Source organism: Streptomyces sp. NBC_00019, assembly GCF_045041015.1.
Taxonomy (GTDB): Bacteria; Actinomycetota; Actinomycetes; order Streptomycetales; family Streptomycetaceae; genus Streptomyces.
Genome location: NZ_CP108302.1, coordinates 7,560,016 through 7,580,230, shown reverse-complemented (window position 1 = coordinate 7,580,230; position 20,215 = coordinate 7,560,016). Strand labels below are relative to the sequence as shown.

The 20,215-nt window shown below is 69.2% G+C and carries 13 protein-coding genes, 1 tRNA gene and 1 rRNA gene; 3 read left to right on the top strand and 12 right to left on the bottom strand.

Going from position 1 to position 20,215, the window contains the following annotated elements; genetic code table 11:
* Positions 1-9 precede the first annotated feature (9 nt).
* The gene (locus OHU89_RS35775) at positions 10-846 is read left to right on the top strand and encodes a DNA-formamidopyrimidine glycosylase family protein (protein ID WP_405649104.1); all 837 of its coding nucleotides are present in this window, start codon (positions 10-12) and stop codon (positions 844-846) included.
* Positions 847-878: 32 nt separating this feature from the next.
* Positions 879-1,640: an SDR family NAD(P)-dependent oxidoreductase gene (locus OHU89_RS35770; protein ID WP_405649103.1), complete on the top strand. Its 762-nt coding sequence runs from the start codon at positions 879-881 to the stop codon at positions 1,638-1,640.
* Here the strand turns inward: OHU89_RS35770 and OHU89_RS35765 are convergent.
* From OHU89_RS35765 to OHU89_RS35725, 9 genes are all read right to left on the bottom strand, one after another.
* The gene (locus tag OHU89_RS35765) at positions 1,588-1,857 is read right to left on the bottom strand and encodes a hypothetical protein (RefSeq protein WP_405649102.1); all 270 of its coding nucleotides are present in this window, start codon (positions 1,855-1,857) and stop codon (positions 1,588-1,590) included. The genes OHU89_RS35770 and OHU89_RS35765 overlap by 53 nt on opposite strands.
* Positions 1,858-2,158: 301 nt before the next feature.
* Positions 2,159-2,539, bottom strand: a complete 381-nt coding sequence (locus tag OHU89_RS35760; protein ID WP_046256999.1) for a helix-turn-helix domain-containing protein — start codon at positions 2,537-2,539, stop codon at positions 2,159-2,161.
* A 109-nt stretch (positions 2,540-2,648) separates the two neighbouring features.
* On the bottom strand, positions 2,649-3,185 hold the full coding sequence (locus OHU89_RS35755) for a CinA family protein (RefSeq protein WP_361483214.1): 537 nt from the start codon (positions 3,183-3,185) through the stop codon (positions 2,649-2,651).
* Positions 3,182-3,901: a CDP-diacylglycerol--glycerol-3-phosphate 3-phosphatidyltransferase gene (gene pgsA, locus OHU89_RS35750; protein WP_266887278.1), complete on the bottom strand. Its 720-nt coding sequence runs from the start codon at positions 3,899-3,901 to the stop codon at positions 3,182-3,184. The genes OHU89_RS35755 and pgsA overlap by 4 nt, the downstream gene beginning before the upstream one ends.
* Positions 3,898-5,394, bottom strand: coding sequence for a 30S ribosomal protein S12 methylthiotransferase RimO (gene rimO / locus OHU89_RS35745; protein ID WP_405649101.1), 1,497 nt, complete (start codon positions 5,392-5,394; stop codon positions 3,898-3,900). Before rimO ends, pgsA begins: the two co-directional genes overlap by 4 nt.
* A 99-nt stretch (positions 5,395-5,493) precedes the next feature.
* Positions 5,494-6,333 carry a helix-turn-helix domain-containing protein gene (locus OHU89_RS35740; protein ID WP_405649100.1) on the bottom strand — a complete coding sequence of 280 codons (840 nt, stop codon included), beginning with the start codon at positions 6,331-6,333 and terminating at the stop codon, positions 5,494-5,496.
* A 270-nt stretch (positions 6,334-6,603) separates the two neighbouring features.
* Positions 6,604-9,312, bottom strand: a complete 2,709-nt coding sequence (locus OHU89_RS35735) for a DNA translocase FtsK (RefSeq protein ID WP_405649099.1) — start codon at positions 9,310-9,312, stop codon at positions 6,604-6,606.
* Between the two features lie 124 nt (positions 9,313-9,436).
* Positions 9,437-10,123, bottom strand: a complete 687-nt coding sequence (locus OHU89_RS35730; RefSeq protein WP_266821383.1) for a two-component system response regulator — start codon at positions 10,121-10,123, stop codon at positions 9,437-9,439.
* 331 nt (positions 10,124-10,454) lie between these two features.
* Positions 10,455-15,920 carry a HAMP domain-containing protein gene (locus OHU89_RS35725; RefSeq protein ID WP_405649098.1) on the bottom strand — a complete coding sequence of 1,822 codons (5,466 nt, stop codon included), beginning with the start codon at positions 15,918-15,920 and terminating at the stop codon, positions 10,455-10,457.
* A 378-nt stretch (positions 15,921-16,298) separates the two neighbouring features.
* On the opposite strand from OHU89_RS35725, the gene OHU89_RS35720 reads away from it, so the two are divergent.
* Positions 16,299-19,049 (top strand): SpoIIE family protein phosphatase, encoded by a 2,751-nt coding sequence (locus tag OHU89_RS35720; protein ID WP_266887289.1) that lies wholly within the window; start codon positions 16,299-16,301, stop codon positions 19,047-19,049.
* Between the two features lie 46 nt (positions 19,050-19,095).
* Here the strand turns inward: OHU89_RS35720 and OHU89_RS35715 are convergent.
* From OHU89_RS35715 to rrf, 3 genes are all read right to left on the bottom strand, one after another.
* Positions 19,096-19,171, bottom strand: a tRNA-Thr gene (locus tag OHU89_RS35715).
* Positions 19,172-19,264: 93 nt separating this feature from the next.
* Entirely contained in the window at positions 19,265-19,927 is a 663-nt protein-coding gene (locus tag OHU89_RS35710; RefSeq protein WP_405654795.1) for a DegT/DnrJ/EryC1/StrS family aminotransferase, read from the bottom strand.
* Between the two features lie 114 nt (positions 19,928-20,041).
* Positions 20,042-20,158 (bottom strand): 5S ribosomal RNA (gene rrf, locus OHU89_RS35705).
* Positions 20,159-20,215: the final 57 nt, after the last annotated feature.

Here is a 20,215-nt window from a genome sequence, read left to right as displayed (position 1 = left end):
CCTTGACCCATGCCCGAAGGAGACACCGTCTGGCAGGCAGCGAGCCGACTGCACACCGCCCTCGCCGGCAAGGTACTCACCCGCAGCGACCTCCGCGTCCCCAAGTACGCCACGGCCGACCTCACAGGCCGGACCGTCCTCGGCGTCACCCCACGCGGCAAGCACCTGCTCACCCGTATCGAGGGCGGCCTGACCCTCCACTCGCACCTCAAAATGGACGGCTCCTGGAAGGTGTACGCCACGGACCAGCGCTGGACCGGCGGCCCCACCCACCAGATCCGCGCGATCCTCGGCACCGCCGACCGCACGGCCGTCGGCTACCGCCTCCCCGTCCTGGAACTCCTGCGCACCACCGACGAACACCGTGCCGTGGGACATCTGGGCCCCGATCTCCTGGGCCCCGACTGGGACCCGGACCGCTCCCTCGCCAACCTCCTCCAGGACCCCGCCCGCCCCCTCGGCGAAGCGCTCCTCGACCAGCGCAACCTCGCCGGCATCGGCAATGTGTACAAGAGCGAGCTCTGCTTCCTGCTCGGCGTCACCCCGTGGCTCCCTGTCGGCGCCCTCCCCGAGGACCGCGCGGCCAAGCTGCCCCTGCTAGCCAAGAAGCTCCTGGAGGCCAACCGCGACCGCCCGGTCCGCACCACCACGGGCCGTCGCGGCCGGGACCTCTTCGTCTACGGCCGCGCCCGCCACCCGTGCCTGCGCTGCCACACCCCCGTCCGCAAGGCCGACCAGGGCGACGGCTCCCGCGAACGCCCCACCTACTGGTGCCCGGCATGCCAGACCGGACCGGCCCCCGGCACCGCCCGACGCCCCGGAACCCCACACCGTACGACTAATTGACGACCCGTCAGAAACCCTCGTACCGTCCCCCCATGACCGTCAGCGCGTACGACCTGACCGGACGCACCGCATTCGTCACCGGCGCCGCCGGCGGTATCGGCCGTGCCTCCGCGATCCTGCTCGCCGAAGCCGGCGCCACCGTGCATTGCGCGGACCGGGACGCGCAGGGCCTGCACGAGACGGCGACCCTGATCAAGGACGCGGGCGGTACCGCCCACACCCACCACCTCGACGTCACGGACCGCGACCAGCTCCACCAGGCCGTCGCCTCCTGCGAGCGCCTCGACGTGATGGCGGCGATCGCCGGAATCATGCACAGCAGCCCGGTCCTGGAGACCCGGGACGAGGACCTCGACCGGGTCCTGAACGTCAACTTCAAGGGAGTCCTGTACGCGTGCCAGGAGGCGGCCCGACTGATGTTGGAGCACCGGACCAGGGGCAGCATCGTCACGATGGCCTCCGGCGCCGTCGACACCGGCGGTCCCGGCCTGCTCTGCTACGGCGCCGCCAAAGCGGCCGTCGTCCAGCTGACGAAGACCCTGGCGACCGAGGTGGGCCGCCACGGCATCCGCGTCAACGCCGTCGCCCCGGGCTGGATCCGCACCCCCATGACCGACCGCCACGGCGAGGCCCAGGAGCGGACCGAGGCGCTGATGGCCCGGATGTCCCCGCTGGGCCGGGTCGGCGAGCCGGAGGACATCGCCCACGCCGTGCTGTATCTGGCGTCCGATGCCTCGTCCTTCACGACGGGTCAGATCCTGCGTCCGAACGGCGGAGTGGCGATGCCGTGGTGACCCCCCAGGCCGCCCGCCACCGCCCCACGGCAAGCGCCCCGGCCGCCCGTGCCCTGGGCACACAGTGGACCGGCAGCAGACTCAGCCCCCACCCTCCGGCGGCGACCGCACCCTCCAGCACCCCCGCGCCGGGAGCGAAGGCCAGCCGCAGCACGGCCCACCACCACACCACCCCGGCCCCGAGGGCCACCCCCCACCGCACTATCGGCCGCGCCATCAACCCACCTCCAGCCGGAGCAGGACGAACGGGGTGAACGAGACGAGCAGGCCGACCAACCCGAACAACCCGAAGCTAGGTCACCTGCGTCACCCACCGCGCGGGCGCACCGACAGCGCAGGGAGGCATCGTCCGCACAACCGGCACCGGTGACCGCGAACCATGTCACTCCACGATGCACGAAAGCCCCGGCCGACGCCTCTCCGGATGATCCGGAGAAACCTGGCCGGGGCTTCCCGCACTTCTCAGCGCGCCCTCAGTGCGTCTTCGAGCGCATCTCAAGCGCAAACGCCCGTGACGATCAAGCGGCGACGACGTCCACCGCTTCGGCGGGCGCCTTGATGGTGACCCGTTCCGGCGGCACACCGGCCACCGAGACGGAGCCCAGCATCGGACGTACCGACGTGGGCACGGGTTCGCTGGGGGTGGCCGCAGCGGACTGGGCCAGCTCGGCGAGGGCGAGCTCGTCGCTCACTTCCCGCATCAGTTCGGACATCCGTACGTCCAACGCGTCGCAGATGGCGGAGAGCAGCTCGGAAGATGCCTCCTTCTGCCCCCGCTCCACCTCGGAGAGATAGCCGAGTGAGACTCGGGCGGACGAGGAGACTTCGCGCAGAGTACGGCCCTGGCGCTGGCGCTGCCGACGCAGCACGTCACCCAGCAGGCGACGGAGCAGAATCATCGGTGGCTCCCTCCTCGGACCGCGTAGCCGCATCCTTCACGCCCCACCGTACCGCCTTGCGCCGCGGCCGTGCGGGGAGCGATGTCGTGTTCACTCAGGGCTGCAAACATCAAAACCCCCCGTTCCGTTCCGTATCCTGTGCCCGCTCATTCCCGGTCTGTTCGCCCGCAAGCTCCTGAAGGAGCAGTGCGAGTACGCTCCGTACACTCTCCATACGAATTTCCGCCCGGTCGCCGTTCAACCGCAGCGACGCCACTTTCCCGCCACCGGAGAGTTCCGAGGTGGGTCCGTCGACCGCCACATAGACCGTTCCGACGGGCTTTCCGTCCTGTTCCTCCGGGCCCGCGACACCCGTGGTCGCGATACCCCAGGCGGCACCGAGCGCCTTGCGCACTCCGGCCGCCATCTGGGCCGCGACCTGCGGATCCACCGCTCCACGCTCAGCCAGCAGGGTGGCGTCGACGCCGAGCAGTTCATGCTTCAGCTCGGTGGCGTAGGCAGTCACCGAACCCCGGAACGCCTTGGACGCCCCGGGGGCCGCTGTGATTTCCGCCGCAACCAATCCACCGGTGAGCGACTCGGCGACCGCGAGCGTCTCCGCCCTCACCGTGAGTAGTCGCACCACTTCGGTGGCCGGGGAATTCACGCTTCCGTCTCCTCCAACGCCGCCTCGCGCTCGGCGATTCCCTGCCGGCGCAGCACAATGGCCTGTCTCACATAGTCGAGGCCGGTCGCAACGGTCAGCGCGACCGCCACAGCCATCACCCAGAACCGCGCGGTGGCCAGCCACCCCGTCAGCGCCAGGATGTACATACCGACCGCGATGCCCTGCGTGAGCGTCTTCAGCTTGCCGCCGCGGCTCGCCGGGATGACGCCGTACCGGATGACCACAAAACGCAGCAGCGTGATCCCGAGTTCCCGCCCGAGGATGACGCCGGTCACCCACCACGGCAGATCGCCGAGGGAGGAGAGACAGATGAGCGCCGCCCCCATGATCGCCTTGTCGGCGATGGGGTCGGCGATCTTCCCGAAGTCGGTGACGAGGTTGTAGGTGCGCGCCAGATGACCGTCGAAGAGATCGGTGATCATCGCGACGGCGAAGGCCGCCCAGGCGAACGACCGCCAGGCCGGGTCGTACCCGCCGTCGGCCAACATCAGCGCGACGAAGCCCGGCACCAGCAGCAGCCGAAGCATGGTCAGAAGGTTGGCGATGTTCCAGAGACTGGCCTGGTTGACGGCCGCCGCCGCGATCTTCCCGCTCCGCGCGGACTTGGCACCGGTGTCGGTGCCGGACGCACCCGCCGTGCCGGACGCACCCGCCTGGGAGGGGCCACCCGCAGCGGATGCCGGTGCTCCGGTCATCTGCCCGCCTCCTCACTACACGCGAGCGAGCCGGCCAGCGGCTCGGCCACCAGATCGACACCCTCGGTACCGACCACCTTCGCCTCGACCATACGACCGACGCTCAGACCTTCGCCGCTCGTGAGCAGCACCTGGCCGTCCGTCTCGGGTGCCTGGTGCTCGCCGCGTCCGTGGACGCCCTCGTCGTCCACGGACTCCACCAGCACGTGCACGGTCTCGCCCACGCGCTCTTCTGCCCGCTGCGAGACGAGTTCCTCGGCCAGCCGGGAGACCCGCGCGAGGCGCTCGGCGACGACGTCCTCGTCGAGTTTGTTGTCGTACGTCGCCGCTTCCGTGCCCTCCTCGTCGGAGTAGCCGAAGACGCCGATGGCGTCCAGCCGCGCGCCGTTCAGGAAGCGCTCCAGCTCCGCCAGGTCGTCCTCGGTCTCGCCCGGGAAGCCCACGATGAAGTTGGAGCGCACACCGGCCTGCGGCGCCTTGCCGCGGATGGTGTCGAGCAGCTCCAGGAAGCGGTCGGTGTCGCCGAAGCGGCGCATCGCGCGCAGCACGCCGGGGGCGGAGTGCTGGAAGGAGAGGTCGAAGTAGGGCATGACCTTGGGCGTGGAGGTGAGCACGTCGATGAGCCCGGGCCGCATCTCGGCCGGCTGGAGGTAGCTGACGCGCACCCGCTCCAGGCCGTCGACCTCGGCGAGCTCGGGCAGCAGGGACTCCAGCAGACGGATGTCGCCCAGGTCCTTGCCGTACGAGGTGTTGTTCTCGGAGACCAGCATGATCTCCTTGACGCCCTGCTCGGCCAGCCACCGCGTCTCGTTCAGCACGTCGGAGGGGCGGCGCGAGATGAAGGAGCCGCGGAAGGACGGGATGGCGCAGAAGGTGCAGCGCCGGTCGCAGCCGGAGGCGAGCTTCACCGAGGCGACCGGGGCGCCGTCCAGTCGGCGGCGCATGGGTGCCCGAGGGCCGGAGGCCGGAGCGAGCCCTTCCGGAAGGTCCGCGGGCGCGGCCTCGGCGACCTCGACGGTCGCCCCGTGCCCGGGCAGCGCGACCGCTGCCGCCGATTCCTGCCGCTGCGAAGGGCTGATCGGCAGCAGCTTGCGCCGGTCGCGCGGGGTGTGGGCGGCGTGGATGCCGCCGCTCAGGATGGTCTGCAGGCGGTCCGAGATGTCGGCGTAGTCGTCGAAGCCGAGCACACCGTCCGCCTCGGGGAGGGCCTCGGCGAGGTCCTTTCCGTACCGCTCGGCCATGCAGCCCACCGCCACGACGGCCTGGGTTCTGCCGTGCCCCTTGAGATCGTTGGCCTCCAGGAGGGCGTCGACGGAGTCCTTCTTGGCGGCGTCGACGAAGCCACAGGTGTTGACGACGGCGACGTCCGCGTCCTCGGCGTCCTCGACGAGTTCCCAGCCGTCCGCCTCCAAGCGGCCTGCGAGCTCCTCCGAGTCCACCTCGTTACGGGCGCAGCCAAGAGTGACGAGTGCGACGGTACGGCGTTCAGGCATGGGCTCAAGACTACTTCGTTCCACTGACACCCCACGTCGAAGGGGTTGGCGATCTTGGCGCCAACCCCTTCCATGCCTGCCGGAACGCTCACCCGGGTCCTAACCGACCGTCGGGTCGCCCTTCGTGTACGTGAGCCGCTCCACGGCTCCCGGCTGCCAGTCGTCGTCGATCTTCTTGCCGTTCACATACAGCTGGATCGCCCCGGCGTCGCCGAGGACGAGGTTGATCTTCTCGTTGTCCTGGAAGGTCTTGCTCTCGCCCTGCTCGAGCACTCCGTCGAACAACAGCCGGCCGTTGTGGTCCTTGGCGGAGATCCAGCTCCTGCCGTCGGGGGCGCCGACCTGGACGGTCACCTTGTCCAGGGGCGCGGCCGCGATGGCACTGTCGGACGGGTCCGGCTTCGGCGACTCGGGCTTCTCGCTCTTGGGCGTGGGCGAGGAGGACTTGCCGGCCGAGGGCGCGGCGCCCTCGGCGACCTGCGCCTTCCCGCCCTCGTCGTCCCCCTTGAACGCGGTGAACCCGACGAAGCCGACCACGGCGACGATCGCGGCGACCATGGCCGCGGTCCAGTTGGGTCCACGCCGCTCGGGACGGATGCGTTCCGCCTCGAACAGCGGGGCAGCCGGGGTCGGCGCCGGACGCCCGCCGCCATGGTCGGCGGCGAACTGGTCCAGCAAGGGGGCCGGATCGAGATGGACGGCCTTGGCCAGGGTCCGGATGTGCCCACGGGCGTAGACGTCCCCGCCACAGGGGGCGAAGTCGTCCGCCTCGATGGCATGCACGATGGCGATGCGGACCCGGGTGGCGCTGCTGACGTCGTCGACGGTCAGCCCGGCCGCGATACGTGCCTGCTGGAGGGCACGGCCGATGGAGATACGGGCTTCCTCGCGGTCGTCTTCGAACGGACGCTCGTCTTCAGGGGAGTTGCCGATGGACACGGGGGCGCCTTTCGAGCGTTTAAGCCACCTGTGCTGAGGATTCAGTCTAGGGGGGGTGCGAAAGGGTGGGGCAACCGGGCGGTGGGACTTTGTACGCCATCGGTATGGCGGGACACACCGATGGTGGGGCAGCACCTTTTCGCTTCCCTCAACTTGACGTACGCCGAAGGGAAACGGTTGCTCAATGATCCCTTACGGGTGAGTCACGATCGAACACCCATCGGCGGCTCATCCGTGGGCCCGGCGACCACTGCGCCCCGTTTCCTGCCTTTAAGCCTCCCCGCGGATCACCGCGAGCACTCCGTCCAGCTCATCAGCCTTCACAAGAACGTCACGAGCCTTGGATCCCTCGCTCGGTCCGACGATCCCCCGGGACTCCATCAGGTCCATCAGGCGACCCGCCTTGGCGAACCCGACCCGCAGCTTGCGCTGGAGCATGGAGGTCGACCCGAACTGCGTGGAGACCACCAGCTCGGCCGCCTGGCACAGCAGGTCCAGGTCGTCGCCGATCTCCTCGTCGATCTCCTTCTTCTGCTTCGTCCCCACGACGACGTCGTCCCGGAAGACGGGCGCCATCTGGTCCTTGCAGTGCTGGACGACCGCCGCGACCTCGTCCTCGGTCACGAAGGCGCCCTGCATACGGGTGGGCTTGTTCTGGCCCATCGGCAGGTACAGCCCGTCACCCTTGCCGATCAGCTTCTCGGCGCCGGGCTGGTCGAGGATGACCCGCGAGTCCGCGAGCGAGGAGGTGGCGAAGGCGAGCCTGGAGGGCACGTTCGCCTTGATCAGGCCGGTGACGACGTCCACCGACGGCCGCTGCGTGGCGAGCACCAGGTGGATACCGGCCGCGCGCGCGAGCTGCGTGATGCGCACGATCGAGTCCTCGACGTCCCTTGGCGCGACCATCATCAGGTCGGCGAGCTCATCGACGATCACCAGCAGATACGGGTAGGTCTTCAGCTCCCGCTCGCTGCCTTCCGGCGTCTTGAGCTTGCCCGCGCGGATGGCCTCGTTGAAGTCGTCGATGTGCCGGTACCCGAACGCCGCCAGGTCGTCGTAGCGCAGATCCATTTCCCGTACGACCCACTGGAGCGCCTCGGCGGCCCGCTTGGGGTTGGTGATGATCGGCGTGATCAGGTGCGGAATGCCCTCGTACGCCGTCAGCTCGACGCGCTTGGGGTCGACGAGGACCATCCGCACGTCCTCGGGGGTCGCGCGGACCATGATGGAAGTGATCAAGCAGTTAATGCACGACGACTTACCGGAACCGGTCGCTCCGGCAACGAGCACATGCGGCATCTTCGCGAGGTTGGCCATCACATAGCCGCCCTCGACGTCCTTGCCGAGCGCCACCAGCATCGGATGCTCGTCCTCGGCCGCCGCTGCCAGCCTCAGCACGTCGCCGAGGTTGACCATCTCGCGGTCGGTGTTCGGGATCTCGATGCCGACCGCGGACTTGCCCGGGATCGGGCTGATGATCCGGACGTCCGGGCTGGCGACGGCGTACGCGATGTTCTTCGCCAGCGCGGTGATCCGCTCGACCTTCACGGCGGGGCCGAGCTCGACCTCGTACCGCGTGACCGTCGGCCCGCGCGTGAAGCCGGTGACGGCCGCGTCGACCTTGAACTCCATGAAGACGTTCGTCAGCGAGGCGACGACGGCGTCGTTGGCCGCGCTGCGCGCCTTGCCGGGGCCGCCGCGCTCCAGGAGGTCGAGCGAGGGCAGGGAGTAGGTGATGTCACCGGACAGCTGGAGCTGCTCGGCGCGCGGCGGCAGTTCACCCTGGGCCTCGGGCGCGGGCTTGGTGAGGTCCGCGACCTCGACCTTCAGCTTCTCCTGCCGGGGGCGCGCGGCCGGGGCCGGCACGGGGGTCGGCACCGGCGTCGACGTCGTGTCCTCGCGGTCCCCGACGCTCACACCCTGGGTGAGGTCGGCGACGATCGGCGACGGCGGCATGCCGTGCAGGACGGCACCGTCGAGCGCGGCGGCCGCCGCCGCGGCGACGTCCACGGCGTCCATCGGGCGGTCCATGTCGGGCTGCGGCACCGCGGAGCGCCGGGGGCGGCCGCGACGCCGCGAGAGGGCCTCCTGCTCGGCGCTGTCGGGGTCGTACGCCTCGGGGGCCGACCCTCGCCTGCGGGTGCGCGCGGGCAGCGCCTCGCGCCACTGGTCGTCGTACCGCTCGTCGTCCTCGCCGAACTCGTCCTCGGCCGGATCGTGCATGACGCCGAGCCGCACGCCGAGCTCCCGTAGTCGCCGCGGGACGGCGTTGACCGGGGTGGCCGTGACGACCAGCAGCCCGAAGACCGTGAGCAGCACGAGCAGCGGTACGGCGAGGACCGCGCCCATGGTGTAGGTCAGCGGGGTCGCCGCGCCCCAGCCGATGAGGCCGCCCGCATCCCTTATGGCCTGCATGCCGTCGCTGCGGGCGGGTGCGCCGCACGCGATGTGGACCTGGCCGAGCACACCGATGACGAGCGCGGACAGGCCGATCACGATGCGGCCGTTGGCCTCGGGCTGCTCGGGGTGCCGGATGAACCGGGCGGCGATGACCGCGAGCAGTATCGGCACGAGCAGGTCGAGGCGGCCGAAGGCGCCGGTGACGATGATCTCGACCAGGTCGCCGACGGGACCGCGCAGATTCGACCAGGTGCCGGCCGCGACGATCAGCGCGAGGCCGAGCAGCAGCAGCGCGACACCGTCCTTGCGGTGCGCCGGGTCGAGGTTCTTCGCGCCATTCCCTATGCCGCGGAACACGGCGCCCACGGCGTGCGCGAGGCCCAGCCAGACGGCGCGCACGAGCTTGTAGATGCCGCCGGTCGGATTCGGCGCCGGCTTCGGGGCCGGCGCGGCCTTCTTCGCGACGGCTTTCCTGGCGGGCGCCTTCTTCGCCGGAGCCTTCTTCGCAGCGGCCTTCTTCGCCGGAGCCGCCGCCTTCTTCGCGGGCTGCTTCTTGGCAGCGGGGGGACGTGAGGCCATAGGTGTGAGGTTACCGGGGGAGACGACAACGGACACGTGTGCCCGGTGCTTCACCCGTTCGTGTCGCCCTTGCGGGGGCGCGGAACTGACACGCGCTCACCCGCAACTGAGCCGCGCATGGGGGTCAGTTCTGCGAGGGCACCGACTGTGTGCTGCCCGTTCCCGGCTCCAGGGCGTCCAGCGCCCGCCGCAGGCCGGTGAGTTTGCGTTCCAGATGAGCCGCGGTGGCCACGGCCGCCGCGTCCGCCGACTCGTCGTCCAGCTGCTTGGACAGGGCCTCGGCCTGCTCCTCGACCGCGGCGAGCCGCGCCGAGAGCTCGGCCAGCAGTCCCGCCGGCTCCTTCGCCTCACCGGCCGGAGCCTTGCCGGCGGCACCGCCCTCCAACTGGAGCCGCAGCAGCGCCGCCTGCTCCCTCAGCTGGCAGTTCTTCATGTACAGCTCGACGAAGACGGAGACCTTCGCGCGCAGCACCCACGGGTCGAAGGGCTTGGAGATGTAGTCGACCGCGCCCGCCGCATACCCCCGGAAGGTGTGATGCGGACCGTGGTTGATCGCGGTGAGGAAGATGATCGGGATGTCCCGGGTGCGCTCGCGCCGCTTGATGTGCGCCGCCGTCTCGAAGCCGTCCATGCCCGGCATCTGCACGTCCAGCAGGATCACCGCGAAGTCGTCGGTGAGCAGCGCCTTGAGCGCTTCCTCCCCGGACGATGCCCGCACCAGCGTCTGATCGAGCGCGGAGAGGATGGCCTCCAGCGCCAGCAGATTCTCCGGCCGGTCATCGACCAGGAGGATCTTGGCCTTCTGCACCATGGCCCGCCCTCCTCGCCCCGGCTTGGGGCCTCCCCTGTCCTCAGGACTCGTGGTGACACCGGCAGGTGCCGCCCCGGGGGACGACTCCCTTGCGCCGCCCGTCCTTGTGCCGGTCATGGTAGCCGCACCCCGCCCGTCGCCACACCCTGTCACCGTGATGTCACTGTGCACGTAGCAGAAACGTAGCGGGAGACCAGAAGGTTCCCCGAATCCCGTACTTCTACACGGCTTCGAGCACACTGAGTCAGCAACTCCGCGTGAACACAGAAGGTTCTCGCAGCATCCACGCGAAGCCCGACCGATCCCGTCACGCGTCCTGCATCCGCTGCGGTCACGCGCCCCGCATCCACTGCTCCATCACCGACAGCAGATGATCGGGATCGACCGGCTTGGTGACGTAGTCGGAGGCGCCCGACTCGATCGCCTTCTCCCGGTCGCCCTTCATCGCCTTCGCGGTCAGCGCGATGATCGGCAGGCCCGCGAACTGCGGCATCCTGCGGATCGCCGTCGTCGTCGCGTACCCGTCCATCTCGGGCATCATGATGTCCATCAGCACGACCGTGACGTCGTCGTGCTGCTCCAGGACCTCGATGCCCTCGCGGCCGTTCTCGGCGTACAGCACCGACAGCCCGTGCTGTTCCAGGACGCTGGTGAGCGCGAAGACGTTGCGGATGTCGTCGTCGACGATCAGCACCTTCTCACCGCCGAACCGGATACCGCGCCGCACCTCCGGCGCCGGGCTCTGCGCCGTCGTCGCCGCCCACTGGTCCAGCTGGGGCCGCTGCTCGGCCTCCGGCAGGGTCCTGCGGCGGCGCCTGAAGAGCGCCGCGGCGCCGTTCTGGGTCTCCTGGTACGACTTCACCTCGGCCGGCGTCCCGATCTCGACCTCGGTGCGGCCGTTCTCGGAAGCGCCGAGGTCACCGACCTCCAGGACCGCCGCGGACTGCTGATAGCCCTGCGGGGGCAGTTCGCTCGGGTGCAGCGGCAAATACAGCGTGAACGTCGAGCCGCGTCCCGGCTCGCTCTGCGCGTGGATCTCGCCACCGAGCAGCTGGGCGATCTCCCGCGAGATGGAGAGCCCAAGACCCGTACCGCCGTACTTCCGGCTCGTCGTGCCGTCGGCCTGCTTGAACGCCTCGAAGATCACCCGCATCTTGCTCGCGGCGATCCCGATCCCGGTGTCGGTCACGGAGAACGCGATCAGATCGGCGTCCGGATCCCGCAGCGAACCGGTCTCCAGCAACTGCTCACGGATCTGCATCGGCACATCCGCGCCGGCGGGCCGGATGACCAGCTCCACCGCCCCGGAGTCGGTGAACTTCACCGCGTTGGACAGCAGATTGCGCAGCACCTGCAACAGCCGCTGTTCGTCGGTGTGCAGCGTGGCGGGCAGCTCCGGCGAGACCCGTACGGACAGGTCGAGGCCCTTCTCCGCGGTCAGCGGGCGGAAGGTGGCCTCCACGTAGTCCACGAGCTGGACGAGCGCGATGCGCGTCGGCGAGACGTCCATCTTGCCGGCCTCGACCTTCGACAGGTCGAGGATGTCGTTGATCAGCTGGAGCAGGTCGGAGCCGGCGCCATGGATCGTCTCGGCGAACTCGACCTGCTTCGGCGAGAGGTTGGCGTCCGCGTTGTCGGCGAGCAACTTGGCCAGGATCAGCAGCGAGTTGAGCGGCGTCCGAAGCTCGTGCGACATGTTGGCGAGGAACTCGCTCTTGTAGCGCATCGACACCGCGAGTTGCTCGGCGCGCTCCTCCAGGACCTGCCGCGCCTCCTCGATCTCGGTGTTCTTCACCTCGATGTCGCGGTTCTGCTGGGCCAGCAGCTCGGCCTTCTCCTCCAGTTCGGCGTTGGACGACTGGAGGGCCTTCTGCCGGTTCTCCAACTCCGCCGACCGCTCACGCAGTTGCTCGGTCAGCTCCTGCGACTGCCGCAGCAGCACCTCCGTCTTGGTGTTGACGGAGATGGTGTTGACGCTGGTCGCGATCATCTCGGCGATCTGGTTCAGGAAATCCTTCTGGATCTGCGTGAACGGCGTGAAGGACGCCAGTTCGATGACGCCGAGCACCTGGCTCTCGAAGAGCACCGGCAACACGATCACCTGCGCCGGCGGCGCCTCCCCGAGCCCCGAGGAGATCTTCAGATAGCCACTCGGCGCGTTCTCCACGAGGATCGTGCGCCGCTCCTGCGCGGCCGTCCCGATGAGTGCCTCACCCGGCCTGAAGGACGTCGGCATCGATCCCATGGAGTAGCCGTAGGACCCGAGCATGCGCAGTTCGTACGACTCCTCCTGGTCGGCGCTCGCGTCCTTGCCGTCGACGAGCGGCATCGCCAGGAAGAACGCGCCGTGCTGCGCGGACACCACCGGCGTCAGCTCGCTCATGATCAGCGAGGCCACGTCCGCGAGGTCGCGGCGGCCCTGCATCAGCGCGGAGATACGGGCCAGGTTGCCCTTGAGCCAGTCCTGCTCCTTGTTGGCGATCGTGGTGTCGCGCAGGTTGGCGATCATCTTGTTGATGTAGTCCTGGAGTTCCTGGATCTCCCCGGACGCGTCCACGTCGATCTTCAGGTTCAGGTCGCCACGGGTCACCGCGGTCGCCACGCGCGCGATGGCACGCACCTGCCGGGTCAGGTTCCCGGCCATCTCGTTCACGGACTCGGTGAGGTCGCGCCAGGTGCCGTCGACGTCACGCACGCGTGCCTGGCCGCCGAGCTGTCCTTCGGTGCCCACCTCCCGGGCGACCCGGGTGACCTCCTCGGCGAAGGAGGACAGCTGGTCGACCATGGTGTTGATGGTGGTCTTCAGCTCGAGGATCTCGCCCCGGGCGTCGATGTCGATCTTCTTCGTCAGGTCGCCCTTGGCGATGGCGGTCGTCACCATGGCGATGTTCCGCACCTGACCGGTCAGGTTGGACGCCATCTGGTTCACCGACTCGGTGAGGTCCTTCCACGTACCGGCCACACCCGGCACGCGCGCCTGCCCGCCGAGGATTCCGTCCGTGCCCACCTCACGGGCCACCTTGGTGACCTGGTCGGCGAACGAACTCAGCGTCTTCACCATGGTGTTGAAAGTGTCGGCGAGCTGCGCGACCTCGCCGCGCGCCTCGATCGTCACCGTCCGGGTCAGATCGCCGTTGGCGACGGCCGACGCGACCTGGGAGATGTTCCGCACCTGCATGGTCAGGTTGTTGGCCATCAGGTTCACGTTGTCGCTGAGGTCCTTCCAGATGCCCACGACACCGGGCACATGGGCCTGGCCGCCCAGGATGCCCTCGGTGCCCACCTCACGGGCCACTCGGGTCACCTGCTCGGCGAAGGACGACAGCTGGTCCACCATCGTGTTGACGGTGCTGACGAGTTCGAGGATCTCGCCCTTCGCGTCGACGGTGATCTTCTTCGACAGATCGCCCTTGGCGACCGCGGTCGTGACCTCGGCGATGTTGCGCACTTGGATCGTCAGGTTGTTCGCCATGAAGTTCACGGACTGCGTGAGGTCCTTCCAGGTGCCGGAGACCCCCTGCACCTCGGCCTGACCGCCGAGGATGCCCTCGGTGCCCACCTCGCGGGCCACACGCGTGACCTCCTCGGCGAAGGACGACAGTTGGTCGACCATCGTGTTCAGGGTGTTCTTCAGCTCGAGGATCTCGCCGCGCGCGTCCACGGTGATCTTCTGGGACAGGTCACCCCGGGCCACCGCGGTGGCGACCTGCGCGATGTTGCGCACCTGGCCGGTCAGGTTGGACGCCATGCCGTTCACGGAGTCGGTCAGGTCCCGCCACACACCGGCGACGCCGGGCACCTGCGCCTGCCCGCCCAGCCGTCCCTCGGTACCCACCTCACGGGCGACCCGGGTCACCTGGTCGGCGAAGGCGGAGAGCTGGTCGACCATCGTGTTGATGGTGTTCTTCAGCTCGAGGATCTCGCCGCGCGCGTCCACGTCGATCTTCTGGGACAGGTCGCCCCGCGCCACCGCCGTCGTCACCTGGGCGATCTGCCGCACCTGCGAGGTGAGGTTGCCACCCATGAAGTTGACGGAGTCCGTGAGCTCCTTCCACGTCCCCGAGACCCCCGGCACCACGGCCTGACCGCCGAGGCGGCCCTCGGTGCCCACGTCCCGGGCCATCCGCGTCACCTGATCGGCGAAGGCGGACAGCTGGTCCACCATCGTGTTCACGGTGTTCTTCAGCTGGAGCATCTCGCCGGAGACGTCCACGGTGACCTTCTGCGACAGGTCGCCGTTGGCCACGGCCGTCGTCACCTGGGCGATGTTCCTCACCTGTCCGGTGAGATTCCGGAACGCCGTGTTGACGGAGTCGGTGAGGTCCTTCCACGTACCGGCGGCCCCGGGCACCTGCGCCTGACCGCCCAGCTCACCCTCGACACCGACCTCGCGCGCCACGCGCGTGACCTCGGCACCGAACGCGGACAGCTGGTCCACCATCCCGTTGACGGTGTTCTTCAGCTCCAGCATCTCGCCGGCCACGTCGACGGTGACCTTCTGCGACAGATCACCGTTGGCCACGGCCGTCGTCACGGCGGCGATGTCCCGCACCTGGATGGTCAGGTTTCGGAAGACCGTGTTCACCGAATCGGTGAGGTCCTTCCACGTTCCCGCCGCACCCGGCACGTTCGCCTGCCCGCCGAGCTGGCCCTCGGCACCGACCTCGTTGGCCACGCGTGTGACCTCGTCCGCGAAGATCCGCAGCGTCTCGGTCATCTGGTTGATCGTGTCGGCGAGCTGCGCGACCTCACCGCGTGCCGAGACGGTGACCTTCTGCGACAGGTCACCGCTGGCGACCGCGGTCGTCACCTGCGCGATCCCGCGCACCTGGGCCGTCAGATTGCCGGCCATCAGGTTCACCGAATCGGTGAGGTCCTTCCACACACCCGCCACACCGGGCACCTGCGCCTGCCCGCCCAGCTCACCCTCGACGCCCACCTCGCGCGCGACGCGGGTCACCTCGGAGGAGAAGGACGACAACTGATCCACCATCGTGTTGACGGTGTTCTTCAGTTCGAGCATCTCGCCGGCCACGTGAACCGTGACTTTCCGGGACAAGTCACCCTTCGCGACGGCCGTGGTGACGAGCGCGATGTCCCGCACCTGCGCCGTCAGCCGGTACGCCATCGTGTTGACGGAATCCGTCAGGTCCTTCCACGATCCGGACATACCGCGCACCTTGGCCTGTCCGCCCAGCTTGCCCTCGGTGCCCACCTCGCTGGCCACGCGCGTGACCTCGTCGGTGAACGTCGACAGCTGGTCGACCAGGTTGTTGACGGTCCGCCCGACCTTGAGGAACTCACCCCGCAGCGGATGCCCGGACCCGTCCGCCGCCTGCGTCCGCAGCTCCATACGCGGCGACAGATCACCCTCCGCGACCGCGGAAAGCACCCGGCCGACTTCCGAGACAGGCCGTACGAGATCGTCGACCAGGGCGTTGGAAGCGTCGATGGCCGTCAGCCACGACCCCTCACAGGCGCCGATTTCCAGCCGTTCCGTGAGTTTGCCCTCACGGCCCACCATCCGCCGCACCCGCGACAACTCACCCGTCAGATGAAGATTCCGGTCGGCCACCTCGTTGTAAACAGCGGCGATCTCGGACAACACGCCGTCGCCGGACACCGTGAGCCGCTTCCGGAAGTTCCCGTCACGCATCGACACGAGAGCCGCCAGCAGTCGATTCAGGGCAGCCGTGTCCACCGCGGTGGTCCCACCGCGCGGTTTGCGCTGGTTGTTCAGGGACTGTCCGCCTTTCGCGCGCGTCTTAGTGCCCCGCGTCGCTGCGCCAGACTCCACTGTGTCCCTCCCGCAGGGGTCGACCGTTACTGCTGTGCTCCGGTACTACTGTTCGACGTACCAGTTAATGCTGCGCTTTTCTGCCGGATAGACCAGGCCGCACCCCGGGCTGCTGCCCACACTGCGCGGACCACACTCAGCCTGCCCGGACCTTCACAAGAAGCTTGCCCAGTGTTTCACCCTGGCTGAACCAGGCCATAACAGTTCGGCAGCTTCGCACATCGTCCGCACACCCTCCGGACGGAAACACTGGTGACCGGCATCCGCATGGACGGGGAAGGTAAGTAACCTTGCATGCGGCTGTCCAGCCGCGCCGGTCCGTCCGGCCTTGGGCGGTGGCACGAGAACGAGCGGGCATCGGAGGGGCGGCCGCACAACATGACCACCGGACTGATCCCTGGGGGACATCCCCCGGACCGCCGGCCGACGGACGGCCTGCCGCACCAGCGGCACGAGCCGGTCGTCAGCGCAGCCCTGCACGTCGACAACCGGTCGAGGAGTTCTGTGATCACCGCGCGCGCGGCCGCCAGCTTCGAGCCCGTCGGACGCTCGGTCGCGAGCGCCCGCTCCTTCGTCCGCGACACACTCCAGGGCTGGGGCTTCTCGGACATCGTCGATGACGCGGTGGTCCTCACCAGCGAACTGGTGACCAATGCCGTGGTGCACGCGGGCACCACGGCCGACGTGCTGTGTCTGCGCAGCGACGACGGCGTACGCATCGAGGTCGGCGACCGCTACCCCGAGCGCGAGGTCCCCCTCCAGGGCTCCCTCGCCACCATGGGCAGCCCCGACCGCGAGGGCGGCCGCGGCCTCCAGCTGTGCGCGGCCCTGGCCGGCCGGTGGGGCGTCGAGTACACGCCCACACACAAACAGGTCTGGTTCCAGATCGCCCTCCCCGAACGGGCGGTGGGCACCCGCGCCGCCGGCCCCTCGCTCCCCGCGGACCTCCTCCCCCTCGCCGACGGCCGCGTCCGCGTCGCCGTCGTCCAGATCGACCGTACGGCGGCCATCTCCGCCTGGAACGAGGACGCCGAGGAACTCTTCGGCTACCCGGCCGAGCAGGTCATCGGCAAACCCCTGACCGACCTCGCGGCCTGGCCCCACACCCCGGGCACCAGTACGGGCATCGCGGAGGCGCTCCAACTCTCCCGCTGGGAAGGCAGTTACGGCATAAGGGGCGCCAACGGCCGCGTCACCCCCGTGTACGCCTCCCACCTCCGCGTCCGCGACACGGACGGCGAGCCCTCCACGGTCTGCCTCCTGGTCCGCGACAACGAACGCGCGGTCCTCCAGACCCCGTTGCGCATCCCGGCCTCCGACACCTCAACCTCCTCCGACGGCCAGAGCACCGACCCCTTCGAGGTGTTCATCGGCTCCCCGGCCCCGGACGACCTCGACGGCCTCCTCCAGCGCACGGTGGAACGCGCCCGCGACATGCTCGACGCCGACTCCGCCTTCCTGCTCCTGGCCACCGACGACGAAACGGAGTTGGAGGTCCGCGCCTCCACCGGCCTGCCCTCCGCCCGCCAGCGCTTCGCCCGCGTCCCCGTCGAGGCGGGCCCCGGCCGCTACGGCTCGGCCCGCATGCCGGCCGTCCACGAGGACCTCACGGCGGTCCCTGGCGCCGTCCCGCTCCTGAGCGGCACCGGCATGCGCTCGGTCGTCACGGTCCCCCTGAAGGTCGAGGGCCGCCTCACGGGCTCCCTCGGCGTCGCGGCCGAAGGCCCCGGCAGATACTCGAACGAAGAAGCACTGCGCCTCCAATTCGCCGCGGACCGCATCGCGTTGGCCGTCGAGTCGGCCCGCCTCGGCGAACTGGAACGCCTGCGCCGAGGGTCGCTCAGCTTCCTCGTCGAGGCCTCCGACCTCCTGGCCGGCACCCTGGACCGCGATCAGACCCTGGCCCTGATGGCCCAGATGACCGTCCCGACCCTGGCGACCTGGTGCGCGGTCTATACGATCGCCGACCAGGCCTCGGAGCCCTACCTGTCGTACGTCCTGCACGAGGACGAGGAACTCATCGACGGCATCAAGTCGTTGCTGTCGAAGATCTCCCCACCCGACCCGGTACCCACCCCGGGCGCCCGCGTCTGGTCCGCCCCCGCCGAGGCGGCCCACCAGGCGGCCCTGCGCACCTCCATGCGCAGCCTGGGCCTGGGCGAACCCATCGGCCGCCTCAGCGCGGGCATCGGCCCGACCCTCGCCACCGCATCGGCGGTGGGCGGCGAGACGGTCGTCCTCCCCCTGGTGGCCCGCAACCGCGTCATCGGCATGCTCACCCTGGGCAAGCCGACCGACGAGCACTTCCGCCAGGAAATCCTGGAACTGGCCGAGGACTTGAGCCGAAGGGCCGCGCTGGCGTTGGACAACGCCCGCCTGTACTCCGAGCGCACGGCCATCAGCCAGTCCCTCCAGCGCAGCCTCCTGCCGCCCGAGCTGCCCGAGATCGACGGCGTCGAGGTCGAGGTCATCTACCGCGCGGCCGGCGAGGGCAACGAGGTCGGCGGCGACTTCTACGACGTCTTCCCCATCAGCGACGGCGCCTACGGCTTCGCCATCGGCGACGTCTGCGGTACGGGCCCGAACGCGGCAGCGGTGACGGGCCTGGCCCGCCACGCCTTGCGGTTGCTGGCCAGGGAGGGCCTCAGCGGCCCGGCCGTCCTGGAGCGCCTCAACTCCGCGATCCTCGACGAGGGAGCCCGCAGCCGCTTCCTGACGCTCCTCTACGGCGAGATGCGCCCCCAGGAGGACGGCAGCGCCGAACTGAAGGTGGTCTGCGCCGGCCACCCCCTCCCGCTCCGCCTCCGCCAGGACGGCACCGTCGAACCGGCCGCCGAGCCGCAGCCGCTCCTGGGCGTGATCGAGGACCTGGAGCTGTACGAGCAGACGGTCACCCTGGACCCGGGCGACGTCCTGCTGTGCGTCACCGACGGCGTCACCGAACGCCGCGAGGGCGCCCGCATGTTGGGCGACGACGGCCTCACCGACGTCCTCACGACCTGCACGGGGCTGACCGCCGGCGCGGTCGCCGCCCGCATCATGCGCGCCGTGGAACGCTTCGCGTCGGACGCCCCGTCCGACGACATGGCAATCCTGGCCATGCGGGTCCCGGGCCTCCACAAGGACTGAGAAGGGTACGAAGAAGGCCCCGCCCAATTGGGCGGGGCCTTTCAGTTGGAGCCCCCTAACGGAATCGAACCGTTGACCTTCTCCTTACCATGGAGACGCTCTGCCGACTGAGCTAAGGGGGCCTGTCGCTTCGAGGTTTCCCTCGCGGCAACGGGATAGATCATACCCCGAACAGACCGGTGATCCCAACCACGCCCACGAGGTACGAAGCCCGCTCAGAAGGCGGCCTGAAGCAGCCCTCCGAGCGCGTTGCACGCACCCACGACCCGCTGCATGTCCCGCTTGGTCAGGGACGCGTCCACCGGCAGCGCCAATGTCTCGTCCGCCGCCAACTCGGTCTCCCGCAGCGACACACAACGCCGGAACTCGGGCAACCGGTGCACAGGCGTCTTCACCGGCACCCGGCACTCAACACCCTTGCCCCGCAAGGCACGGGCGAAGGCATCGCGATCGGGCCGCCCGTTCCCGGGCACCCGCACGACGTACTGCTGATAGGTGTGCCCGTCACCACCGTCGGGCTTACCCACACCCTTCAACTTCCCATCGAGGTAAGCCGCCCGCTCCCTGCGCTGAGCGACTTCGTCGTACGGCGCCTCGGACTCGCCCTGCTCCAGCACGAGCAGCCCATGACGCCGTCCCAGAGCGTGCAGGGCCGCGATGCCGGCCCGCCGCCCAAATCGATGTACGACGACCACGGCCGCGGTCCGCGCGGTCACGGCCGCCTCGACAGCGGACGCATTGAGGCAGTAGCTCACCGGATCTATGTCGGCGAACACCGGAAGCGCACCGGCCAGAACGACAGCCTCGGCGACCTCCACATTCCCAAAGGCCGGCACCACGACCTCGTCACCGACTCCGACGCCGGCGGCCCTGAGCATTGCAGCAGTACCCATGCTTCGGATGGTGGTTGTGGAACGTGAACTTCAAGTGACGCAGAACAAAAAAGGGTTGGACCCCGAACCGAAGTTCAGGATCCAACCCTTTGAATGATTGTTCGGCGGTGTCCTACTCTCCCACAGGGTCCCCCCTGCAGTACCATCGGCGCTGTAAGGCTTAGCTTCCGGGTTCGGAATGTAACCGGGCGTTTCCCTCACGCTATGACCACCGAAACACTATGAAACTGTCGAACTATGCCGCACCACACCCGGTTTACGGGTATGGGGCTG

Excerpts from the sequence above, each read along its gene's own strand:
- OHU89_RS35775 (WP_405649104.1), top strand. The coding sequence starts at position 10 with ATGCCCGAAGGAGACACCGTCTGGCAGGCAGCGAGCCGACTGCACACC.
- OHU89_RS35770 (WP_405649103.1), top strand. The coding sequence starts at position 879 with ATGACCGTCAGCGCGTACGACCTGACCGGACGCACCGCATTCGTCACC.
- OHU89_RS35765 (WP_405649102.1), bottom strand. The coding sequence starts at position 1,857 with ATGGCGCGGCCGATAGTGCGGTGGGGGGTGGCCCTCGGGGCCGGGGTG.
- OHU89_RS35760 (WP_046256999.1), bottom strand. The coding sequence starts at position 2,539 with ATGATTCTGCTCCGTCGCCTGCTGGGTGACGTGCTGCGTCGGCAGCGC.
- pgsA (WP_266887278.1), bottom strand. The coding sequence starts at position 3,901 with ATGACCGGAGCACCGGCATCCGCTGCGGGTGGCCCCTCCCAGGCGGGT.
- rimO (WP_405649101.1), bottom strand. The coding sequence starts at position 5,394 with ATGCCTGAACGCCGTACCGTCGCACTCGTCACTCTTGGCTGCGCCCGT.
- OHU89_RS35735 (WP_405649099.1), bottom strand. The coding sequence starts at position 9,312 with ATGGCCTCACGTCCCCCCGCTGCCAAGAAGCAGCCCGCGAAGAAGGCG.
- OHU89_RS35730 (WP_266821383.1), bottom strand. The coding sequence starts at position 10,123 with ATGGTGCAGAAGGCCAAGATCCTCCTGGTCGATGACCGGCCGGAGAAT.
- OHU89_RS35720 (WP_266887289.1), top strand. The coding sequence starts at position 16,299 with ATGACCACCGGACTGATCCCTGGGGGACATCCCCCGGACCGCCGGCCG.
- OHU89_RS35710 (WP_405654795.1), bottom strand. The coding sequence starts at position 19,927 with ATGCTCAGGGCCGCCGGCGTCGGAGTCGGTGACGAGGTCGTGGTGCCG.